We start from the raw sequence: 22,709 nt of genomic DNA, 5'->3' as shown, positions 1-22,709 counted from the left end.
GACCCTCAGTACCGGTAGCGGGCGTCGGGCCGGTCGTCCTCCGGCCCGGGGGGCGGAGGCGCGTCGTGCGCGCTGCCGGCCGGCGGCGGCCCTCCGTAGGCGGGGCCCGCGGGCGGGGTCGCCGGAGGCCCGGGGGGAGCCGGGGGCGCGCCGACCTCGTCCATGATCGCGGCCATGTCGGCGGACAGGGTCGACTCGTCGATCTTGTCGTCGAGCCACTCGTCCTGGATCTCCTGGTCCTGCTCCCCCATGACCGAGCGGATGTCGGACTCCCGGGTGGACTCGCCGAAGGGCTCGTCGGGCGCGGGCCAGGAGGAGGCGAGGTAGGCGCTGTCGTAGGCGTCGTTGTCGGCCGTGTAGGGCTCCGGGTCCGCGGTCGGGGCCGCCGGAGCGGAGCCGACCTGCGGGGCCGAGGGAGGCTCCTCCGGCGGGAAGGGCGTTTCCTGGGGCCCCGAGAGCGGGTCCTCGTAGGAGGGGACCTCCATGGATCCCGCGACGACCGGCGGCCCGACGGGCGCCGACGACGGCGGTTCGGCGTGGTTCTCCACCGGACCGGGGTCCTCCTGGGAGAACGAGGGCGTCTCCACGGGTTCGGGAACGCCCGGCGTCCCCTCGGGGACGGAGGTGTACTGCTCGCCCTCGCCCGTGGTGGCGCGCGGGTCGGCGACCCCCGTGGGGTCCGGCCCCACGAAGGCCGGTCCGACCGGGGCCACGTTCGGCCTGGACGGGTTCTTGTTGTCGCTGCCCAGGTAGGACAGGGCGGCCACCGTCAGGGCGGCGAGTCCGGCCCGCAGGGTGGGCTCGCGGGCGGGCGAGAAGAACGGGGAGTGGTTGCTCGGGACGTTGCCCATCTTCTCGTAGGGCGTGTCGCCGGGTGCGGACTCCCACACGTCGTGGGGGGTGGCGCCCACGAACCAGAAGACGTAGGGGATCGGCTGCGGGTCGTCGGGCAGACCGAAGCGGCAGAAGTCCTCGGTGGACGGGGAGGGGTCCGGCAGGTGGATGACGTACTCCTCGCCGAAGTAGGCGAGGTGCGCGCCGGCGACGTCGGCGGTGGCGGTCGGGTCGTTGTGGGTGACCCCGCTGCCCTGGAAACGCTCGACCTCGGGTTCGCGCCCGGCGCCCGAGGCGGCCGCCTCGGCGCGCACGACGCGCTCGATGGCCTTCTCCAGCTGGTCCGCGACGTTCTCGTTGAGCGCCCGGGTGCTGATCTCCAGGTAGGCCTCGTCCGGGATGATGTTGGCCTTGGTGCCCGCCTGGATCCGGCCGACCGTGAGCACCGCCATCTCGCTGGGGCTGATCTCACGGGAGACCACGCCCTGGAGTCGGCTGACGATGTTGGCGGCGATGAGCACCGGGTCGACGGTGGTGTGGGGCTGGGAGGCGTGTCCGCCCTCACCGTGGATGCGCACCCGGTAGGCGTTGGCGGCGCCGAGGATGATCCCGGCGCGGTGGGAGATGAGACCGGCGGGCTGCGGTCCCAGGTGCTGCCCGAGGATGACGTCGGGCCGGCCGAAGCGGTCGAACAGACCGTCGTCGATCATCCCTTGGGCGCCGTCGAGGGTCTCCTCGCCGGGCTGGGCCACGATCATGACGGTCCCGGCCCATTCCTCGCGGGTCTCCGAGAGCAGGTCCGCGACGCCGACCAGGCACGCGGTGTGCGCGTCGTGGCCGCATGCGTGCATGACGGGCACCTCGACGCCCTCGCCGTCCACCGCCTTCGCGGTACTGGCGTAGGGGAGCCCGGTCTTCTCCTCCAGGGGAAGCGCGTCCATGTCGGCGCGCAACATCACCGTGGGACCGGGGCCGTTACGGAGGATGCCGACCACGCCGGTACCACCGATGCCCTTGTGGACCTCGTAGCCGGTCCGGTTCAGCCATTCCGCGACGACGCTGGCGGTCCGTTGTTCGGCGTGGGAGAGCTCCGGGTTCTTGTGCAGGTCGACGTAGACACCCTCCACGAGCGGGAAGATCTCGTCGAGGAGTCGCATGACCACGCTTCCGTGCTGAGCGGCACGGTTCGGGTCCACCGCGTGCGGCACGGTTTCCACCGCCTTCTTCGTTCTCGTCCTGGCAGACGCTGCAAGGGGAACAGCCGCCTCGGTCAGACTATCTTCGCGGGCCTCGCCGGTTCACACCGACGCGTTCGGTTCGACACGTCGGATGATGTGGCCCATGGGCGTCTCGCTGTGAGCTATGGGTTAGGGTCTGCACACGATAGGCGACCTTCGCTCTCCTTCGTGTGAGCCCACAGGGGCCTTCTCACGCCCTGTTTCGGGCGAGGAGATCGACTCCGCGAACTTTTGCCTGATTTGCGCGAACCACTGGCACATTCCAACATGTCTCAGTAAGGTAACGGACCATGTTCGCCGCCATCACCTCTCCGGTATCCCCCCTCGCGTGCCACGCGGCGCCGGATCGGTCGGTCCTCCGGTATCGCCCGGCGACCCGACCACGTTCCCTCGGACGACGTTCGGGAACACCGCCCACACCCCGCAACCCGTGACCTCGGAGTCCCTAGTGGCCTCATCCTTGACCAGTACGACCGCCCGATCCGCGACGGATGGACCCGAGAAGACCGTCCGTCCCGAAGCGAAAGCCCCCTCGGGAGACGCACCGGGTCGTGACGCCCGCCTGGACAACGCCAAGTTCATCCTGATCGCCCTGGTCGTCGTCGGCCACGCGATCGAACCCCTCACCGACTACGGGCCCGCCGGCGCCCTCTACTACTGGATCTACTTCTTCCACATGCCCGCGTTCATCATGATCAGCGGGTACCTGTCACGCTCCTTCGACGCCTCGTCGAACCGGGTGGAGAAGCTGGTCCTGTCGCTGGCGGTCCCCTACCTGATCTTCTGGACGATCCACCAGGCCATCTACACCGTCGATCGCGGCGGACTCCCCGACTCCCTGTCGGTCCTCAAGCCGACCTGGACGCTCTGGTTCCTGGTCGCCCTGTTCCTGTGGCGTCTGAGCGTGCCCGTGTGGAACCGTCTGCGCTGGCCCGTGGCGATCGCGATCGTCATCTCGTTGTTCGCGGCCACCGCCGACCTCGGCTCCACCCTGTCGATGGGGCGCGTGCTCAGCTTCCTGCCCTTCTTCGTGCTGGGCCTGAGCCTGCGCCGTGAGCACTTCGCCCACCTGGACCGACTCTGGGTGCGGATCGCCTCCGTCGTCGTCATGGTGGCCACCGCGGTTCTCGCCGTGCCGATCTCCGAGCACCTCAGCCGGGACTGGCTGTTCTGGCGGGACAGCCTCACCGACCGGGACATCGACCCCCTCCTGCCCAGCATCGGCATCCGGTTGGCCTTCATGGGCCTCGCCCTGGCCATGACCGTCGCCGTGCTCGCGCTCACCCCCAAGCGACGTACCTGGTTCACGTCGCTCGGCGCCTACACCCTGTTCATCTACCTGGGGCACTCGGTGGTCCTGATCGTCTTCAAGGCCTCCCCCTGGTACGACGTGCTCACCGGACCGGTGGCCTTGGCCGCCACCATCGCCTTGGGCGTGGGACTCACCTTCCTGCTGTGCGCCCCCTGGGTACGCGCGTGCATGAAGTGGGCCGTGGAGCCCCAGCCGACCTGGTTCCTCCGCAGGGAGGACCGCGAGGTCCAGGGCAAGAGGACCCCCGAACGCGAGAAGGGGCCGGACCCGGCGAAGACCCCCTCTCAGGGGTGAACGCCGGGCCCGGCCCCGAGGCCGGAACCGAGGTCGTCAGCTCCCGTCGGCGGACCCCGCCGGCGGGACGGCGGCCGCTTCACGGCGACGCGTCTCGAAGCGGCGGGTCTCCTTCCACAGGCGCAGGACCAGCACCATCTCGAAGAAGGCCAACGCCAGTACGGAGAAGACCGCCACCGGGATGATCAGGCTGTCGAGCGGTGAGACGAAGGCGATCAGCACGGTCAGCGGCGCCACCACGCACAGGAACATCTCGAACTCGATCCCGCTGAACAGGTGCGGACGCACCCGATGACGCAGCAGGGCGTCCCGGACCCGGGGGTAGAACCCCTTGGGGGCCGGGGAGCCCGCGGCCGGGGCCGACGGGGCGTCGGGGCCCTCCTCGTCCTCGGGATCGACGGCGCCGCCGACCGCCTCCTCGCGCAGGCGTTCGGTGTCGCCGCTGGCCAGGGCCAGGGCCTGCCTCATCGACTTGCGGGTCTTGGCGACCTGGGCGCCGTTGAGGTAGCGCAGCAGGTCGAAGAAGACCACCACCGGCGCGACGATCAGGTAGGCGGCGTTACCGGTGATCAGCCACTGACCGATCAACAACGCCATCACACAGCCGAAGAACCGGATCCGGTCGAAGACGAAGTCGACCCAGGCCCCGAAGATCGAGCCGTTGCCCTTCAGACGGGCGATCTTGCCGTCCATACAGTCGAGCACGAAGCTCAGGTGGAACAGCAGCGCTCCGGCCACCAGCCACGCCCACCCCAGGTCGCCGGCCCACACCGGGGCGATGAAGCACAGCGCCGAGAGCAGACCCAGGACTCCGGCCCCCAGCGTGAGCTGATTGGGGGTGATACCGGTGCGGTTGGCCGTCCACACCACCAGCCGGCCGGCCAACGGGTCGACCAGGAAGACCGTCCACCAGGCGTCCTTGGCCTTGTAGGTCTCTTCCTTGACTTGCGCGAGCGTGAAACGCGACATTGCGGAGTTCTCCTGGGGCGGCCCACGACCTCGCATGCCCACGGCGCACGGCGTTCGAGCGCCGGAGAAGGGCATGGGTCAGGGCCGGGTAGAGGCGGGAATCGGGTCATCATGCCAGACCGGGGTACCTCCACGGTAATCGGCCACGGCATAATTGACAGGTAAGAGGGGGATCAACAGGGTGCCGCCGGCGACCAGCCCGCGGAGTGGTCCACCCCCTTCGGTCTCGACCGAGGTAGAGGCATTGCGTTTTCTCAACGACCAGGTCCCCAGCCAGGACCTGACCTACAGCGACGTGTTCATGGTCCCCGGCCGCAGCGCCGTGGGCTCCCGGCTCAGCGTGGACCTGTCGTCGCCGGACGGCACCGGCACCACCATCCCCCTGGTCGTGGCGAACATGACCGCCGTCGCGGGGCGCCGGATGGCCGAGACGGTCTCCAGACGTGGTGGTATCACCGTCATCCCGCAGGACATCCCCATCGAGGTGGTGTCCGACGTCATCGCCTGGACCAAGCGGCGCGACCTGGTGTACGACACCGCCATCACGCTGAACCCGACGAGCACCGTCGGTGAGGCGCTCAACCTGCTGCCCAAGCGTGCGCACAACGCCCTGATCGTCGTGGACGACGAGCGTCGTCCGCTCGGTGTGGTCACCGAGGCCGACTGCGCGGGCGTGGACCGCTTCTCCCAGCTCCGCGACGTGATGTCCGCCGAACTGCTGACCATCCCGGCGGGCACCGAGCCGCGCGAGGCCTTCGGCATCCTGCACGAGTCCCGGCACCGGCTGGCACCGGTGGTGGACGGGCAGGGCGCCCTCGTCGGCGTGCTCACCCGGACCGGCGCTCTGCGCTCGACCCTGTACACGCCGGCCGTGGACTCCGAGGGGCGTCTGCGCGTGGCCGCCGCCGTCGGCATCAACGGCGACGTCGTGGGCAAGGCCTCCGAGCTGCTGGCCGCCGGTGTGGACACCCTGGTGATCGATACCGCGCACGGCCACCAGGAGAAGATGATCTCCGCGATCGAGAAGGTCCGCGGGCTCTCGCCCGACGTGCCCATCGCCGCGGGCAACATCGTGACGGCGCAGGGGACCCGCGACCTCATCGAGGCCGGGGCCGACATCGTCAAGGTCGGCGTGGGCCCGGGCGCCATGTGCACCACCCGGATGATGACCGCGGTGGGCCGTCCGCAGTTCTCCGCCGTCCTGGAGTGCGCGGCCGCGGCCCGCGAGATGGGCGGCCACGTGTGGGCCGACGGCGGCGTGCGCCACCCGCGCGACGTGGCCCTCGCTCTGGCGGCCGGCGCCTCCAACGTCATGGTGGGCTCCTGGTTCGCGGGCACCTACGAGTCGCCCGGCGACGTCATGCGCGACGCCCAGGGACGCCAGTACAAGGAGAGCTTCGGGATGGCGTCGGCGCGCGCGGTGCGGCTGCGCACCTCCGACGACTCCCCCTTCGACCGGGCGCGCAAGGCCCTGTTCGAGGAGGGCATCTCCACCGGGCGCATGTACCTGGACGCCGAGCGTCCCGGCGTGGAGGACCTCATCGACCAGATCATCGCCGGTGTGCGCAGCTCGATGACCTACGCGGGCGCCACCACCCTGGCCGAGTTCCACGAGCGGGCCGTGGTGGGCGTGCAGAGCGCCGCCGGTTACAACGAGGGCCGTCCCGTGGAGAACGGCTGGTGACCGAGGATCGCGCCACGATCGAGTGAGGGGAGGGGGCCCGGCCCCCTCCCCTCTCCGTTTCCCGCCTCTTCCTACTTCGCCGCCCCACCGGCCTCGTGCTCCTTGCGGTACAGACCGCACAGACGGTCGGCGTGCCTGATGGGCTCGGGGATCCGGTACTTGGGGGAGACCCGCATGATGAGGTCGGCGGCCCCCTCCAGGTCGACCCGGTGGCCCACGGAGACGTAGACCGGGCGGGTCCGGGAACGGGTGCGCAGAGTGCGGCCGATCACCTCGGCCCCCTCCTCCGCGAGGGCGAAGGTGTCGTCCACGATCTCGGAGCGCCCGGCGACCATCGGGGTCCAGGAACCGCGCTCCTCGCCGGGCGGGGTGTTGCGGCCGTACAGCACGGACTTGGCGGAGCCGACCACCCGCGCGTCGATCAGCACGCCCAAGTGGCTGGCGACCCCGAACCGGCGGGGGTGCGCCAGGCCGAAACCGTCGCTGACGAACACGTCGGGGGTCAGTGACAGTCCCTCGATCGCCTTCAGGACCGGCGGCAGCTCACGGAAGGCGAAGAGACCCGAGACGTAGGGGAAGGAGGGTGTGTCGGCCACCAGGGAGGTCTCGACCACCTCCAGCGTGCGGGCGTCGAGGACGACGGCGGCCGCGGCGAGTTCGGTGTCGCCCACTCCGTAGCTGACGTCCAGTCCGCAGACGAGTTCGACCCCTTCGGCGTCGAGGGGTTCGGTACGCACCCGGTCGGCGAGCAGACGTTGCCGGACCACCGCCTCCTTGGGGTCCTCCGGCCAGTTCTCCGGGTCGTCCAGCGCAGCGGCCGCCCGTTCGGCGATCTCCGTCATGTCCTCGGTCCCCCGTCGTCTTCCTTCGTGCGTCCAGGCGCAGTCTAGGTTTTCGCGAGACGCCCCGCCGTCAGGAGCCCGTCGCGTCGGCCCCGTTGCCGGTGGCCGGGACGGTGAAGACCTCGCCGTTCGGGGGGAGACCCACCCCGGTCCAGGTGAAGGGGAGCCCGGCGGCCCACTTCGGGTTCGCGTCGTCCATGAGTTGGAAGTGCAGGTGGGGCTCGCTGGAGTTGCCGGAGTTCCCGCACAGGCCGATCGGCGTGCCCTTCTCGACCCGGTCTCCGACCCGCACGCTCGCGGAGCCCCGACGCAGGTGGGCGTACAGAGCGTGGACGCCGTCCCCCAGATCGAGGATCACGTGGTTGCCGAGGACGCGGCGCGGGCCTCCCAGGGAACGGGCGAGCCCCTCCAGCATCAGGTAGGCCAGACCGGGATAGGTGTCGCGGCCTCGGTGGTCGCGTTGTCCGTCGTCGACGTGGACGACCGTGGCGTCGGCGACGGCGAGCAGCGGCTCACCGAAGGACGGATAGGCGGTCGCGGGGCGTCCGATCGGGCTCCAAGGGGAGGCGTCCTCACGCCCCTCGACCACGAGGACATCGATCGCGTAGGCCTGTCCGAGCCAGCGGACCCCGTGGCTGGGCACCTTGTCGGCCGGACCGTTCAACGCCTGCCAGGCCCCTCGGACCGGAGGGCCCACCTCCACGGGGGCGGAGGGCTCACGACGCACGGCCATCCGGTCGGCGCTCCAGGTGCACAGTACCGACGTCCCCCAGATCACGAAGCCGATCAGGGCCAGGAGGAGGGGCGAGTGATCGGGAACCGGGACATCGGTGAGCCAGGCGACGATCAGCGCCAGCAGCACGACCATGTACAGCAGGAAGAGTCTCGTCGTCGCCGATCCGATCCCGCGCAGTGTTCTCTCCCGCATGGCCGCTCCCCGCTGTCGATGTGACGTCACTCCTACACCTTCATTATTACGAGATTACGTATTTTTTCAAATTACACGAAGAACCTGGCAAGCGCCCCGTCAAATCCCGATTCGGATCCCCCCTGCCCCTGGAGCGCCTCTTTGTGCCGGAGGCCACAGGGCCCAACGCTCAGGAGCACCGACTCCGGGGAGTACCGTGGACCCGGAATTTGTACTGACCGGTCAGTTCAAAAAGGGAGGCCGCTAAGGATGCGTCGGGCCACCGGAGCACGTGTGCACGCCGAGGACGTCACACTCACCACCCGAGAGGGCCCCGTCTACACGGGGATCGACTTCACCGCGCGCCCAGGAACGCTCACCGTCTTCCAGGCCGATTCCGGCGGTGGACGCAGCGCCCTGTTGCTCACCCTCACCGGGAGGATGCGCCCCAGCCGGGGCACCCTGCACGTGGACGGCTTCTCCCTCCCGAAGCAGGCCCGCAAGGTCCGTCGAATCAGCTCTCTGGGGCTCATGAACGACGTCAACGACCTCGACGAACGCCTCCGGGTCCGCGAGCACCTCTCCGAGGCACGCCTGCTGCGCCTGCGCCCCTCCGCCCGTTCCGTGGCGGACGAGGCCATGGAGGCGGTCGGACTGGCCGACCTGGACCGCAAGACCCTGATCAAGGAACTCCCCCTGCCCGAACGCAGGCGCCTCGGCATGGCCCTGGGACTGGTCTACGAACCCCGCCTCCTGGCCGTCGACGACGTCGACGGCGGCCTGAGCGGCGAGCATCAGGCCGAGATGTGGCGCACCCTCAAGGACCTCTCCGAGGAGGGACTGACCGTCATCGCCACCTGCGCCGACGCCCGCGAACTCGGCACCGTGGCCGACGACGACACCCAGGGCCCCATCCCCATCCACCAGGGAGAGGCCCCCGAAAGCACCGAGGACGAAGGCGTGATCGGCATCTCCGACCTGCTCCACGGCGAGAAGGACGACACCGACGGCGACAAGAGGAACGGCCGTAAGGGAGGCGCCCACCGTGCCCAGAGCTGACAGAGCCCCTCGCTACCGCTTCCTCGCCGTCCCCCGCCTCGGACTGCTCACCATGCGGTCCTTCCTGCGCTCGCCGCTGCCCACCGCGGCGCTGGCCGCCCTCATGCTCATCCCCCTGCTCTACTCGGGGATGTACCTGTGGTCCTTCTGGGACCCCTTCGACCGCATGGAGCACCTGCCGGTCGCCCTGGTCAACGAGGACACGGGGGCCGAGGTCGACGGGGAGGAGGTCGACATCGGCGGGGAACTGGCCGACACCCTGTTGGAACGCGGCGACCTCGACTGGCACCTGGTCGACGCGGCCGAGGCCGCACGAGGCCTGGACGACGGCGACTACTACGTCACCCTCACCATCCCCTCGCACTTCAGCCAGGCCCTCACCTCACCCTCCCGAGACCGTGAGAACCCCACCCCCGCCCTCCTGGTCGCGAACTACAACGACTCCAACAGCTACATCGTCCGGCAGTTGGCGGGCAGCGCCTTCAAGGAGATCCGCGAGACGGCGGCGAGCACCGCCATCGGCGACTATCTGGACCAGATCTTCCTCGGCTTCAACGAGATCCACGGCAAGACCGAGGAGGCGGCCGACGGCGCCGGACAACTCGCGGACGGGGCGGGCGACGCCGAGAGCGGCTCCGGCGAGCTCTCCGAGGGCATCGGCGAGGCCCACACGGGCGCCGGTTCGCTCAGCGGCGGACTCTCCGAGCTGTACTCGGGCTCCGAGGAGCTGGCCGAGGGCGCGGGCAGCGCCTCGGACCAGGTCTCCGCGAAGGTCGAGCGACTGGACGAGCTCGCCGACGACCTCCTCCCCCGCCTGGAAGAGGACATCCCGGACATCCAGGCGCGCGCCGAGACCATCGCCGACGTCACCGACGGCGTCTCCCAGGCCCTCACTCGACTGCCGGAGGAGATCGACGTGAGCGGCATGGAGGCGGTCGACGGACGTCTCGACACGTTCTTGGAGGAGAACCCCGACCTGGAGAAGGACCAGCCCGACCTGTACGCGCTGCTGACCGACCTGGACGACGCGATGGGCACCGCCCTGTCCGTGGCGGGGTTCGTCAACGACAACCGGGACGAGATCGACTCCACCGCCGCCGAGGCCGCCGCGCTGAGCGAGAGGGCGGTCGAGGTCGCCGACGACCTGCCGAACACCGTGAGCAAGGCCGAGGACGCCCGCGACCAGATCGACGCCCTGGCCGAAGGCCTGGAGGAACTGGCCGAGGGTTCCCGGAAGATCCGGGACGGCCTCTCCGACGCCTCCAGCGGTGCGAGCGACCTCGACAGCGGACTGGGCGAGCTCAGCGGCGGCGCCGACCGTCTGCACGACGGTCTGGGCGACCTGTCCTCCGGCTCCGAGGAGTTGGCCGACGGACTCAACGACGGCGTCGACGAGATCCCCACCTACTCCGATTCCGGCCGGGCCGACGCCGCCGACATGATGAGCGAGCCGGTCCGTTTGGACAGCGAGGTGGACAACGAGGTGCCCAACTACGGCACCGGCTTCGCCCCGTTCTTCGTGCCCCTGTCCCTGTGGGTCGGCGCGATGGTGGTGTTCATGGTGCTGCCGGCCCTGTCCAACCGGGGTCTGGCCTCCTCCTCTCCGTCCTGGCGCGTGGCGCTGGCCGGCCGTATGGTCCCGATGATGCTCGGTTGGGCGCAGGTGCTGGTCATGATGGGCGTGCTGCACGTGGGCCTGGGACTGGAGTCACGGAACTGGCCACTGATGCTGGCGTTCCTGCTGCTCACGGCATCCGCCTTCGCCGCCACCGTCCAGTTCCTCACCGTGCGGTTCGGTGCGGCCGGACGGGTCATCGCCCTGGCTCTGCTGGTGCTCCAGTTGACCTCGGCGGGCGGTACCTATCCGATCGAGACCAGCCCGACCTTCTTCCAGGCGATCGCCCCGTACCTGCCCCTGCACTGGGGGGTGACCGCCATGCGGCACCTCATCGGCGGCGGTGACATGAACGTGGTCGCGCAGGCCTTCGGCGTCATGGGTCTGTGGCTGGTGGTCCCACTGCTGCTGACCTGGCTGGCCGTGGCCCGCAAACGCGTCTGGTCGATGTCCACCCTCTACCCCGCCTTGAAGGTCTAGAGAGGAACGGCGTCCTTCGGACCGTGTTCCTCCGGTGTCGGTCGCACCGGCACCGGAGGAACCGAACAAAGGACGTCCTCCGAACAAAGGGCACAATGGAGCCGATGAACATGAGGACCCCCACCCCGGAGAAGCCCGTCGGCGGCCGCCGCGAGGCGACCCGACGCAAGTTGTTCGACGCGGCCGTCACCCTGATCTCCGAACAGGGTTACGGCTCCACCACCGTGGACGAGATCGCCGAGCGGGCCGGGGTCGCCAAGGGCACGGTCTACTACAACTTCGGTGGCAAGGACGAGCTCTACGCCGCCCTCATGAAGTGGGGCGTGACCCGGCTGGCCGACACCCTGCGCGAGGCGGTCCCAGCACCCGGAATGGAGCCCCGTCGGGCACTGACCGAGGTGCTGCGCGCCGGGGTCGTGTTCATCGGCACCCACGAGGCCCTGGCCCGGCTGTTGATGGCCGAGGCCTGGCGCACCAACCGCTCCTGGTACGCCACCGTCCGGCAGATCCGCACGCAGGCGATCGGGGTCATCACCGAGCGTCTGGACGTCCTGGTCGAACGCGGTCTGACCCGGCCGGACCTGGACACATCGCTTGCGGGATCGGCTCTGTTCGGCATGGTGGTGACGGTGGCCCTCGACTGGCGGACCCTGCAACCCGAACGCCCGATCGAGGAGATCCACACCACCCTGGCGCACATGGCCGACGGTCTGATCGGTTCCCCCGCCTCACCGCGTTGAGCGCCCGGCCCGTCCCGAACATCCCGGAGAGGACCCCCTTGCCATGGCCGATCTGTACCCTCTGCTCCCCCTGATCGCCGGCGCGATCCTGCTGTGGATCGTCATGCGCGACACCCGTCTGGAACTACGCCTGGTCCGGCACGGCGTGCGTGCCAAGGGAAGGGTGATCGGCTACCACGAGACGTCGGTCGCCTCACGCATGATCGTGCAGTTCCAGACCGAGGAGGGCAAGGAGGTGCACGCCGAACACGAGAACACGGGTTGGACCGCCTCCCGGGCGGGCGAGATCGTCACCGTCTCCTACGACCCCGATCTTCCCGAGCGGGCCCGGATCGTCGCCGCCCCCTGGTTGAGTCACTGGGTGCGCGGGCTGTTCGGCGGGCTCGGTCTCGCCCTGGTGGCGGCGGGGCTGTTCCTCGGCTACCTGCACTGGAGCGACCTGGCCGCGCCGCTCTCCGAGGATCGGGGGACGACCCGTCTCCTCCCCGTGTGAACGTTCGGAAGGGCCCCGTGGACATCACGGGACCCTTCCTCGCCCACGTGGGGCCCGCACCGTTCAGACGGAGGCCGGGGCCCGTGTCTCCGGAGGCGAATAGCGCACCAGGCGGCCGGGAAGGGCACCGTCGATGGTGGAGCGGGTGCGCACCCTGACCCCGCAGAGCAGGTCGACCAGACCGGTACCGTCCGGACGGACCACCGCGGCGGAGGCGTGCACGGCGACCACGGCCAACGCCCACCAGCCGTGGCCCGAGGCGATGAGCAGGACCACCGGTAGGGACAGCAGCGCGGTCCGGGCCAGGACCAGGTGGCGCCCGGCCGGGCGGGACATGGAGCGTTCGGTCAACGCGAGGTGCACGGCGGCGCGCCCCGGCGAGCAGCGGTCACGACGGAGCATGGGCACCAGGACCCCGAGGAGCAGGGCGACGCCCGAGAGCACGGCGATCCGCGCCCGGGCCTCGAGATCCGACGGGACCGGACCGTAGACGGCGATCAGGGCGAGGACCAGCTGCGATCCGAACCACCACGCCCCCAGGTCCAGGAGAGTGCCCAGAGCCCGCCGGAGGAGGTCGGGCGCGGCCCGGTCGGGGACCGCTCCGGGCCAGGACCGGTGCGGACCGTACGGCCACAGAGTCGGGACCCAACGGGCCAGGAGCCAACCGAGCAGGACCCCGGCCACGGCGACCCCGGTGAGTTCGGGCGCGTCCACGTTGTAGGAGCACGGGTACAGGCCCAGGACCCCGGTGGCGCGGATCGCCGTCACCGCCAGTGCCAGGGCGGTGCCCAGGGCGAGCGTGACCAGGAGTCCGCGACGGAATCGGGCCCGGGCCAGGATCCCCACCGGGAGGAAGAGCCCGAGGGTCAGGGCGATCGAACGCGGATCCGGTGGCGGGGCGGCCTCGGGGACGACCGGGCAGAGCCCGTCGATGGAGGCGGGCAACGGCCAGACCGCGTAGGCGACCAGGCCGGCGCCGACGAGGAGCGCGGCCCGTGTGAGCGTCCCCGACCAGCCCGTCGGGCGTCCATAGCGGCGATGCTGGCCGTTCAGATAGAGGGCGGCGCCGATCACCGTCAGCAGTGGTACGGCCGCGACCGCCACGTCGATGGCCGCCTGTCCGCCGCCGAACGGTTGCCCCATCACGTCTCCTCCCGATTCGGCCTGTTCCGCGCCGTAACGCTAGTACGGCCGGAACCCGTGTGTGCGGGGAACCGGGATTCGGGTCCCGATCCGTTCCCGAGACCCCGCCGTTCAGGGGCGATAAGGAAGCAAGATCCACCTATACGGTCACATGTGAAGTTCGTCCTATGGCTTTCCATAACACCGACCCCACAGGGCACAGCAAGCCCCAGAGCTGCACTTCTATGAACATTCCACCAGTTCATGGCAGACTGCCTACGCCCCCGGATAAACCGGCGTTTCCCAGCCGAGATACGATCCCCCACGCCGAAAAGACCCGCCAGTGGTCACCCCGGCGGCGAATCCGCGTCACCCCGTCCGGGAGGAACGCGGTGTCCGGGCGGGAGTCCGCGTACCCGTCCCCCGTCGCCATCGGCGACCGGGCGACCACGGATCCGGCTCCCCGTAAGACCTCATGACGCGGATCGACAGGAGCACCGTGCAGGAAGTACCGAAGAAACGTGGGCGGACGATCACCGCCCGTATCCGCGCCATGGTCACGATCCCCACGGCCGCCCTGATCGCGCTGTGGCTGATCCTCACCGTCGCGCTCGGTGGCGAAGCGGTCTTCCGACTCCTCCGTGCCAAGGCCACCCACGAACTGGTCACCCCGGCCGCGATCGGTCTGGTCGACGCGATGACGGAGCGGTCGGCGACGATCGCCTACATCGAGAACCCCGACGACGCCGACCTGACCCAGCGCCTCACCGAGGCCCGCCACTCCACCGACGAGTCCCTCGGCACGGTCGTCTCCGAGCTCATCACCTTCGTGGACATCGCCCCCGAAGAGGCGGGCATGCACATCGAGATGCTGTACGACATGTACCAGGACGTCGACGAGATCCGAGAGGCCGTCGACTCCGGGAACGCGAGCCGTGACGACGTCCTCGACTACTACAACGAGCTGGTCCTGCACGGCGCCGACAGCTTCGACAGCCAGGGGCGTCTGAGCAGCGACGGCGGCCCCTCCGTCAACCCCAGCTTCACCGCGGTCTACATGTTCCGCGCGGTGGACGCCTTCTCACGTTCCGACGCCCAGCTCTCCCGGGCCTTCGCCACCGACGAACTCTCGGTCGAGGACCAGCGCGAGTTCACCCGTCTGGTCGGCACCTACCAGGCCTTCCTGGACGCCAACGCCGGCTACCTGGGCGGCCCCGGTCAGGCCGAGCGGTTCGAAGCGGTGCTGGACGGCCCCGAGTACGCCTCGCTCCTCGAGATGCAGGAGCGGATCACGGAGCGCGAGGTCTCCTCCGAGACCATCACCGATCCGGTCACCCTGGCCCCTCAGACCGTCGACGACCTGTCCATGCCGGTGGACCGGGACGAGTGGGACGCGGCCTACGGCCACGTCCTGTCCGAGCTCACCGACATCGGCGCCGATGAGGCCCGTTACGCGGCCTCCCTGACCACCGAGGGCGCCAACCGGTCCGTGCTGATCGCTCTCGGCGGCAGCCTCGGCGTGGCCGCCGTGACCGGACTGGCCTTCTACCTGGCCCGCCGTTCCTCGCGCAACCTCACCGACCGTCTCCTGGCCCTGCGCGACCAGTCCCAGGACCTGGCCGAGAAGCGTCTTCCCGCGATCATGGAGCGCCTGCACCGCGGCGAGCGCGTCGACACCGGCGCCGAACTGCCCGAGCTCCGGGCGGAGGACGACGAGATCGGCGACGTCGCCCGCTCCTTCAACACCGCCCAGCGCGCGGCGGTCGAGGAGGCGGTCCAGCAGACGGAGCTGCGCCAGGGCGTCAACCGCGTCTTCCTGAACATCGCGCACCGGAGCCAGACCCTCGTCCACCGACAGCTCCGCCTGTTGGACCGGATGGAGCGCGAGCAGGAGGATCCCGAGCAGCTCGCCCAGTTGTTCAAGCTGGACCACCTGGCGACCCGTTCGCGGCGTAACGCCGAGAACCTGCTGATCCTCGGTGGCGAGGCGCCCGGACGTACCTGGCACCGCCCGATGCCGCTGATCGACGTCCTGCGCGGCGCGATCTCCGAGTCCGGCGACTACACCCGCGTCAAGCGCGAGCGCATCGCACGCGTCGACCTCAACGGTCCGGCCGTCGCCGACGTCATCCACCTGGTCGCCGAGCTGGTCGACAACGCCGCGATGTTCTCGCCCCCGCACACCAACGTGCGTCTGAGCAGCGAGTCCGTGCCCAACGGCGTGACCGTCGAGATCGAGGACCGCGGTCTGGGCATGTCCGACGCCGAGTTCGCGTCGGCCAACGCCCTGCTGTCCGAGCCGCCCGAGTTCGACGTCATGCGTCTCAACGAGAAGATGCGCCTGGGCCTCTTCGTCGTCTCGCATCTGGCCCACCGTCACGGCATCGGTGTGCACCTGCGCCCTTCCCCCTACGGCGGCGTTCTGGCCATCGTCCTGCTGCCGCAGGAGCTGATCTCCGGGGATCGTGCCCCTCTGCCCGCCTCCGACGAGACCGAAGAGGACATCTGGGAGGTCCGCGAGATCGTGGACCGCACCCCCGAGGCCGCTCTGACGGACGGCGCGCCCTCGTCCTCCGAACCGGCCGGAAAGCCGGTCCTGACCTCGGTGACCACCACTCCGAGCGCCCCCGACCAGGGGAGCGACCTCCTCGGCGGGAGCACCGAGGACCGTCCCCCGCTGCCCACCCGCACCTCCCGGATCAGCGCGGTGCCCGACCGTCCGAAGACCTCGACCCCCTCCCCCGAGCCGGCCGCGCCCGCTCCGAAGCGCCCGAGGGACTCCGAGCCCTCTCCCGAGAACACCACCCCCGAACCCGCCGCCCTGCCCGTCCAAGAGGCGGAGCGGACCGAGAGCGGCCGTCCGCCGCTGCCCAAACGACGTCCCCAGGAGAACCTCGCCCCCCAGTTGGCCGGCGACCCCGCCGGCGAGGGCGGGAGCGGGCCCGCGTCCGGTGCCCCGGGCAAGGCCTCGTCCCCGCTCGACAGCTCGGAACGGCTGGCCCGCCTACGCCGCAACATGTCCGCCTTCCAGAAGGGCACGGACCGTGGACGGCGTGAGAGCAGGCAGAAGACCAACGACACCGACAAGGACGCTTAACCGTGACCAGTACCGAAAGCGCAGGCGGGAACGCCGCGGGCCGGAAGAACATCGACTGGCTGCTCGATGAGCTGCTGGAGCGGGCCGTCGGCTCCCGGCACGCGATCGTCCTCTCCGCCGACGGCCTGTTGATCGGCCGCTCCGAGAGTCTGGAGAAGGAGGACGCCGAGCACCTGTCCGCCGTGGCCTCCGCCTTCCAGAGCCTGGCCCGCGGCACCGGCCGCCACTTCGGCGGCGGCGAGGTGCTACAGACCGTCGTCGAGATGGAGAGCGCCTACCTCTTCGTCACCGGGGCCGGGCGCGGTGCCTGTCTGGCCGTCCTCGCCGAGGAGAGCGCCGACGTCGGTCTCATCGCCTACGAGATGAACGTCCTGGTCGACCAGGTCGGCCGTTATATGGACGCCGCTCCACGACATGAGAGCGCCACCCGGGAAGCCACTCGCTAGGGGTCGATATGCAAGAGCATGACGAGTTCGATCCGAACGATCCACGGCACGGTCTCGAGCATCGTGACCCGATAGACGGGTTCGACGACGACACCGGTGCCGGAGAGGACGACCGACTGGTCCGGCCCTACGTCATCGCGCAGGGCCGCGACCACGCCGACAGCGTCCGCCTGGACATGATCAGCGTGGTGATCGCGGCCAAGCGCGCCGAGGTCGACGAGTTGGCGCTCGAACCGGAGCAGCTCCGCATCCTGGAGCTGTGTCGTCGCCCCCAGTCGGTGGCCGAGGTGTCCGCTCACCTGGACATCCCGGTCGCCGTGGTCAAGGTCCTGCTCAGTGACCTTCTCAACCGCGGTCTGGCCTTGGCCCGCGCCCCCTACACAGCAAAGAGCCCGGTGAGCCGGGACGTACTCCAGGCGGTTCTCGATGGCATCCAGAGACTTTGACCCCGTCGCCGAGGCCCCGGTCCCCTCGGCGCTGAAGATCCTGATCGCCGGTGGCTTCGGCGCCGGGAAGACGACACTCGTGGGGTCGGTCAGCGAGATCGCCCCGCTCAGCACCGAGGAGGTGATGACCGAGGCCAGCTACGGGGTCGACGACCTGTCCGGGGTGGAGTCCAAGACGACCACCACGGTGGCGTTGGACTTCGGTCGGATCACCATCAACGAGAGCCTGGTGCTGTACCTGTTCGGAACACCCGGCCAGGAGCGCTTCTGGTTCATGTGGGAGGAGCTCTCGGAGGGCGCCCTGGGCGCGGTCGTCATCGCCGACACGCGCCGGTTGGAGACCTGCTTCGCCTCGGTGGACTTCTTCGAACGCCGGGACGTGCCCTTCGTGGTGGCGGTGAACTGTTTCGAGGGCGCCCACAGGTACGCGCCGGACGAGGTCCGGGAGGCGTTGAGCCTCAGCCCGGAGACCCCGGTGGTGCTGTGCGACGCGCGGGATCGGGCATCGGCCAAGGAGGTCCTGCTGTCCCTGGTGAACCGGGTCGCCGAACGCGTCGCCGCCTGAACCGCTCCGTCCGGGTCCGGGGCGTCGACCTTTCACGCCATCGTTCCACGAGGTGTGACGGTGAAGGGCGGGCGGGGATACAGAGGACGAGAAGGAGAACATTCGGGACACGGTTCGGGATGTTCGAGGGTACGAAGCGCCTTCCTCTCCTGTACACGAAGGCCTCCCCGGTAAAGTGCGGGGCGGCGAAACGCCCATGGAGTGGTGTTTCACGTACCCGACGACCCTGGACCCGTCTCGGGCGGGTCCGGACGAAGGTGGAGTTCCCATGAAGCGTTTCGAATGGCGCGACAAGATCCGCACACTGGACGCCGAGGAGGACTACGAGGAGATCGTCCGCATCCTGTCGACCCGGGAGTTCCCCTGGGACATCGAGCAGGCCTTGGGGCTGGCCCTCTACCGCACCTACGCGGTTCCGAGCATCGGCGAACTCCTCGGCGGCACCCGTGAGTTCACCGCGCGCCCCCAACACCGCTACGACGACACCGTGCTCATCCTCAACGACATCCTGGAGCACGGCTTCGAGCCCGGCCGCGGCCGTGACGCCCTGCGCCGGATGAACCAGATGCACCGCTCCTACGAGATCTCCAACGACGACTACCGGTACGTGCTGAGCACCTTCGTCGTCATGCCGGTCCGCTGGCTCAACGACTACGGCTATGGCTGGCGACGACTGAGCGACCACGAGATCGCCGCCTCCACGAACTACTACCGCAAACTCGGCAGGCACATGGGGATCAAGGACATCCCTGAGACCTACGAGGAGTTCCGCGAACTCATGGACTCCTACGAGGCCGAGCACTTCGCCTACACCGAGGGCGGACGCGCGGTCTCCGACGCCACCCTCGACCTCATGGTCGACTTCTACCCCGCGTGGCAGCGGCCGCTGGTCCGCCCCTTCACCAAGGGGCTGCTGGACGACAGCCTGATCCGGGCCTTCCGCTACCCCGAGCCGTCCGCCTTCTGGCGCAGGGCCGGGGACGTCGCGCTCAAGGCCCGCGCCAAGGTCGTGCGCCGGATGAGGCCGCGCGAGGAACCGAAGTGGGCACGTTCCAGCTCCAACGTCCGCAGCTACCCCGACGGCTATCACCCCTCCCGGATCGGGACCTTCCCGAAGGGCTGCCCGATCCCCCACGACATGCTCACCCGGGAGGTGCCCGGAACCGGCGCCCACGTCCCCGCGCCCGGCCAGGCCGTCGCCCCCGCGACGTCCGACCCCTCGGGCGACGCGACCACCGGCGCGCGATAGGCGCCCCCGACCCCTTTCCCGGGCCGGACCCTCATCGATACGGCCCACGCCCCCACGAGCGGTCCCCCGTTGTCCATCGCCCCCTCTTCCCCTGAAGGACCCCAGAATGAAGCGTTTCGACTGGCGCGACGAGATCCACCGCCTCGACGCCGAGGCCGACTGCGTGCGCATCGTCCAGATCCTGACCTCCCACGAATTCCCGTGGGACATGGGCAGGGCTCTGGGGATCGCCCTCTACCGCACCTACGCGGTCCCGAGCATCGGCGAACTCCTCGGGCGGACGGACGAGTTCACCGGAAAGACCCAGAAACGCTACGACGACACGGCCCTCATCCTCGGCAACATGATGCGGTACGGGTTCGAGCCGGGTAAGGGCCGCGACGCCCTGCGCCGGATGAACCAGATGCACCGCTCCTACGACATCTCCAACGACGACTACCGATACGTGCTGAGCACCTTCGTCGTCATGCCGGTCCGCTGGCTCAACGACTACGGCTACGGCTGGCGACGACTGAGCGACCACGAGATCTCGGGGATCACCAACTACTACCGCAAGCTCGGAAAGTACATGGGGATCAAGGACATCCCCGAGACCTATGAGGAGTTCCGCGACCTTCTCGACACCTATGAGAAGGAGAACTTCGCCTACACCGAGGGCGGACGCGCGGTCTCCGACGCCACCCTCGACCTCATGGTGACGTTCTATCCGCCACGCGTGTCCGGTCTGGCCCGCAAGTTCTCGATGGCGATCCTGGACGACTCGCTCATCCGGACCTTCCGGTACGACCCGCCCGGTCGGGGCTGGCGCAAGGGCGCCGACATCGCCCTCAAGCTGCGGGCCAAGGTCGTGCGCCGGATGAAGCCGCGCGAGGAACCGCTGTGGGCGGACCTGAACCCGAACATCCGCAGCTACCCCGACGGCTACGACATCGACAAAATGGGCACCTTCCCGGCCACCTGCCCGGTCCGGCACAACGTGGACCCCGTGGCCCACGAGGAGCTGTACGGCGCGGAGGGGGACCGTCCCCGAGAGGCCGCGTCCTCGGGGGCCGACGCCGAGGCGTCCGAGGCCGCGAAGGCCGATGATCGCGTGTGAGCACCGCCCCCGACACCCCCGTCGGAGCCGCTCCGCTGCCTCGCTCGGTGCACGCCTGGTACGGCAGCGGCGCGGTGGCCACGGGGATCTTCAACACCGTCCCCGGACTGCTGCTGCTCATCTACCTGACCGACACCCTGGCCGTCGGTCCGGCGGTGGCCGGGGCGGTGATCTTCCTACCGAAGATCGCCGATCTCCTGATCAGCCCCTACATCGGCGTCCGGTCAGATCGGACGCGTTCCTCCTGGGGGCCGCGTCGGCCGTGGATGCTCGCCGGAGCGGTGACCCTGCCGGTGCTCTTCGCGGCGCTGTTCTTCGGCCCCCCGCTCCAGGGGAACGCCGCCGCCGTCTACGTCGCGGTGCTGTTCGTGCTCGCGGCCCTGGCCTCCTCGATGTTCCAGGTGCCGCACGCGGCCATGCCCGGTGAGATCACCTCCGACTACCACGAACGCTCCACCTTCAACACGTGGCGGACCGCGTTCGTGGGGTTGGCGCTGATGTTGGGCGGGGCGCTGGCCCCGGTACTGCAATCCGCCCCCGAGGACCCGGTGACGGGCTACCGTCTGATGGGCCTGGCCATGGGCGCGGTCATCCTGTTCGCCATGCTCGGCAGTGTGATCGGTACCCGTCGGGCGCCGCGCCCGGCCTTCCCCGCGCGCACCGAGAACATCCTCGGCCAGCTGCGTTCGGCCTTCTCGCACCGTCACTTCCGGGTGTTGTTCCCGGCCAACCTGCTCATGGGCGTGGCGAGCGGGACCATGGTGGCCGGGGTTCCGTACGTGACCGCCAACGTGATGGGCGAGCCCGCCTACACGAGCATCCTCATGGTGTGCGTACTGGTGCCGCTGATCGCCACGGCCCCCCTGTGGAAGCGCCTGTCGGTCCGGTCGGACAAGCGGAGCGCCGCGGGCCTGTCCGCCGTCGTGTTCGCGATGGGCGGCCTCGGCCTCCTGTTCATCCCCGTGTGGGGTGTCCCCGGGGCCGTGTTCTCCTCCGTGCTGGTGGGCATCGGGCTGTCCGGTGTCCACCTGCTCCCCTGGTCGATGCTGGCCGACTGTCTGGCCACCGACGACGGCTCCGGTCGCCGCCAGAGCGGCGTGCTGTCCGGGGTCTGGACCGCGGGCGACGCGCTGGCCCAGGCCATCGGCACCGGCCTGCTCTCGCTGTGCCTCGCGGTGAGCGGGTACGTGGAGTCCGGCGCCGGGGAGGTCGTCCGGCAGAGCGACTCGGCGCTGCGCGGCATGCTGATCGGCAGCACCCTGCTGCCGGCCCTGGTCATGCTCTCCTGCCTGATCCCACTGATGTTCTACCGGCTCACCCGGGAGCACCTCCCCGAGGCCTCCGGCCCGGAGGGTCCCTCCGAGGGGTCCGAGGTCGTGGGGGTCTGACCCTCCCCCGGTGGTCCCGACCGGGGACCACCGGGGACCGTCGGAGAGCGCCTCAGCGGCCCAGACGGCGCCAGAGAGGGCGGGGCAGCAGGCTCAGAGCGGTGAAGAGCGGGCGCAGGACGGGCGGGGCCCACACCGTGCCGGCCCCACTGCGCAGCCCTCGGACGGCGACGTCGGCGACCTGTCCGGGCGTGGCCGGGAAGGGGGCCGGCTCCACATGGGCGGACATCCGGGTGGCCACGTAGCCGGGCCGGACCACCAGGACGCGCGCACCGGACCCGTGCAGGGAGTCCGCCAGCCCCTGGGCGAAGCCGTCCAGCCCCGCCTTGGCGGATCCGTAGACGAAGTTGGCCCTGCGTACCCGGACCCCGGCCACGGAGGACAGGACCATCAGCGTGCCGTGCCCCTGCTCTCTCAGCCGGGCGGCGACCGCCAGCCCGCTGGAGACATGACCGGTGTAGTTCACCGTCGCCGCCCGGGCCGCTTCGACCGGATCCGCCTCGTACGCGGACTGCTCTCCGAGCACCCCGAAGGCGTCCACGACCACGTCCAGGTCGCCGACCAGGTCGACGGCGGCGGCGATGGTCGCGGCGTGGGTGTCGACCGCCTCTGCGTCGAAGTCCAACGAATGGACGTTCGCCCCCGTCACCGTCAGAGTCTCGGGCGGGTCCGTGACCCCGCCGCGCGCGGCCAGCACCACCTCTCGGGCGCCTTCGAGCAGAAGCCGTTCGACCACGGCCAGACCGATCTCACTACGGCCTCCGAGCAGTAGGACACTGCGCACACCTCCCAGGGAGTCGCGCATGGGGGCCACCTTCCTTCCTCATCGGGTC

The 22,709-nt window shown here is 69.8% G+C and carries 19 protein-coding genes; 13 read left to right on the top strand and 6 right to left on the bottom strand.

The window, feature by feature from the left end; genetic code table 11:
* Positions 1-5: 5 nt before the first annotated feature.
* On the bottom strand, positions 6-2,051 hold the full coding sequence (locus tag D451_RS0118675; RefSeq protein WP_017535555.1) for an amidohydrolase: 2,046 nt from the start codon (positions 2,049-2,051) through the stop codon (positions 6-8).
* Positions 2,052-2,532: 481 nt separating this feature from the next.
* Between D451_RS0118675 and D451_RS0118670 the strand changes: the two genes are divergently transcribed.
* Positions 2,533-3,678 carry an acyltransferase family protein gene (locus D451_RS0118670; RefSeq protein WP_202421580.1) on the top strand — a complete coding sequence of 382 codons (1,146 nt, stop codon included), beginning with the start codon at positions 2,533-2,535 and terminating at the stop codon, positions 3,676-3,678.
* A gap of 36 nt (positions 3,679-3,714) precedes the next feature.
* On the opposite strand, the gene D451_RS0118665 is transcribed toward D451_RS0118670, so the two are convergent.
* A complete protein-coding gene (locus D451_RS0118665; RefSeq protein ID WP_017535553.1) occupies positions 3,715-4,647 on the bottom strand; it encodes a CDP-alcohol phosphatidyltransferase family protein in 933 nt (310 codons plus the stop codon).
* Between the two features lie 244 nt (positions 4,648-4,891).
* Between D451_RS0118665 and D451_RS0118660 the strand changes: the two genes are divergently transcribed.
* A complete protein-coding gene (locus D451_RS0118660; protein ID WP_014909822.1) occupies positions 4,892-6,331 on the top strand; it encodes a GuaB1 family IMP dehydrogenase-related protein in 1,440 nt (479 codons plus the stop codon).
* A gap of 71 nt (positions 6,332-6,402) precedes the next feature.
* On the opposite strand, the gene D451_RS0118655 is transcribed toward D451_RS0118660, so the two are convergent.
* Positions 6,403-7,173: an endonuclease V gene (locus tag D451_RS0118655; protein WP_017535552.1), complete on the bottom strand. Its 771-nt coding sequence runs from the start codon at positions 7,171-7,173 to the stop codon at positions 6,403-6,405.
* Positions 7,174-7,243: 70 nt separating this feature from the next.
* Positions 7,244-8,101, bottom strand: a complete 858-nt coding sequence (locus D451_RS0118650; protein ID WP_017535551.1) for a murein hydrolase activator EnvC family protein — start codon at positions 8,099-8,101, stop codon at positions 7,244-7,246.
* Positions 8,102-8,350: 249 nt separating this feature from the next.
* On the opposite strand from D451_RS0118650, the gene D451_RS0118645 reads away from it, so the two are divergent.
* The 4 genes from D451_RS0118645 to D451_RS0118630 all read left to right on the top strand — a co-directional run bounded on the left by D451_RS0118645 (position 8,351) and on the right by D451_RS0118630 (position 12,467).
* The gene (locus D451_RS0118645; RefSeq protein ID WP_017535550.1) at positions 8,351-9,139 is read left to right on the top strand and encodes an ATP-binding cassette domain-containing protein; all 789 of its coding nucleotides are present in this window, start codon (positions 8,351-8,353) and stop codon (positions 9,137-9,139) included.
* Between the two features lie 52 nt (positions 9,140-9,191).
* The gene (locus tag D451_RS0118640; RefSeq protein ID WP_017535549.1) at positions 9,192-11,234 is read left to right on the top strand and encodes a YhgE/Pip domain-containing protein; all 2,043 of its coding nucleotides are present in this window, start codon (positions 9,192-9,194) and stop codon (positions 11,232-11,234) included.
* A 104-nt stretch (positions 11,235-11,338) separates the two neighbouring features.
* A complete protein-coding gene (locus tag D451_RS0118635; protein WP_237449981.1) occupies positions 11,339-11,974 on the top strand; it encodes a TetR/AcrR family transcriptional regulator in 636 nt (211 codons plus the stop codon).
* A 43-nt stretch (positions 11,975-12,017) separates the two neighbouring features.
* Entirely contained in the window at positions 12,018-12,467 is a 450-nt protein-coding gene (locus tag D451_RS0118630; RefSeq protein WP_017535548.1) for a DUF3592 domain-containing protein, read from the top strand.
* A 63-nt stretch (positions 12,468-12,530) separates the two neighbouring features.
* Here the strand turns inward: D451_RS0118630 and D451_RS0118625 are convergent, their stop codons facing one another.
* Complete coding sequence (locus D451_RS0118625; protein ID WP_017535547.1) at positions 12,531-13,610, bottom strand: hypothetical protein; 1,080 nt, start codon at positions 13,608-13,610, stop codon at positions 12,531-12,533.
* A gap of 454 nt (positions 13,611-14,064) precedes the next feature.
* On the opposite strand from D451_RS0118625, the gene D451_RS0118620 reads away from it, so the two are divergent.
* The 7 genes from D451_RS0118620 (at position 14,065) to D451_RS0118590 (ending at position 21,876) form a co-directional block, all read left to right on the top strand.
* On the top strand, positions 14,065-16,686 hold the full coding sequence (locus D451_RS0118620; RefSeq protein ID WP_017535546.1) for a nitrate- and nitrite sensing domain-containing protein: 2,622 nt from the start codon (positions 14,065-14,067) through the stop codon (positions 16,684-16,686).
* A 2-nt stretch (positions 16,687-16,688) separates the two neighbouring features.
* Positions 16,689-17,132, top strand: coding sequence for a roadblock/LC7 domain-containing protein (locus tag D451_RS0118615; protein ID WP_014908573.1), 444 nt, complete (start codon positions 16,689-16,691; stop codon positions 17,130-17,132).
* Between the two features lie 8 nt (positions 17,133-17,140).
* The gene (locus tag D451_RS0118610) at positions 17,141-17,578 is read left to right on the top strand and encodes a DUF742 domain-containing protein (protein ID WP_017535545.1); all 438 of its coding nucleotides are present in this window, start codon (positions 17,141-17,143) and stop codon (positions 17,576-17,578) included.
* Positions 17,559-18,143, top strand: coding sequence for a GTP-binding protein (locus tag D451_RS0118605; protein ID WP_014911992.1), 585 nt, complete (start codon positions 17,559-17,561; stop codon positions 18,141-18,143). Before D451_RS0118610 ends, D451_RS0118605 begins: the two co-directional genes overlap by 20 nt.
* Positions 18,144-18,411: 268 nt before the next feature.
* On the top strand, positions 18,412-19,392 hold the full coding sequence (locus tag D451_RS0118600; protein WP_017535544.1) for an oxygenase MpaB family protein: 981 nt from the start codon (positions 18,412-18,414) through the stop codon (positions 19,390-19,392).
* A 106-nt stretch (positions 19,393-19,498) separates the two neighbouring features.
* Positions 19,499-20,488, top strand: a complete 990-nt coding sequence (locus D451_RS0118595; RefSeq protein ID WP_017535543.1) for an oxygenase MpaB family protein — start codon at positions 19,499-19,501, stop codon at positions 20,486-20,488.
* A complete protein-coding gene (locus tag D451_RS0118590; protein WP_014909633.1) occupies positions 20,485-21,876 on the top strand; it encodes an MFS transporter in 1,392 nt (463 codons plus the stop codon). The genes D451_RS0118595 and D451_RS0118590 overlap by 4 nt, the downstream gene beginning before the upstream one ends.
* Positions 21,877-21,928: 52 nt before the next feature.
* Here the strand turns inward: D451_RS0118590 and D451_RS0118585 are convergent, their stop codons facing one another.
* Entirely contained in the window at positions 21,929-22,681 is a 753-nt protein-coding gene (locus tag D451_RS0118585) for an SDR family NAD(P)-dependent oxidoreductase (RefSeq protein WP_017535542.1), read from the bottom strand.
* Positions 22,682-22,709 lie beyond the last annotated feature (28 nt).

Source organism: Nocardiopsis alba DSM 43377 (genome assembly GCF_000341225.1).
GTDB lineage: Bacteria > Actinomycetota > Actinomycetes > Streptosporangiales > Streptosporangiaceae > Nocardiopsis > Nocardiopsis alba.
Note: the sequence above shows the minus strand (reverse complement) of the source record. Positions and strands in the feature narration are given on the sequence as shown.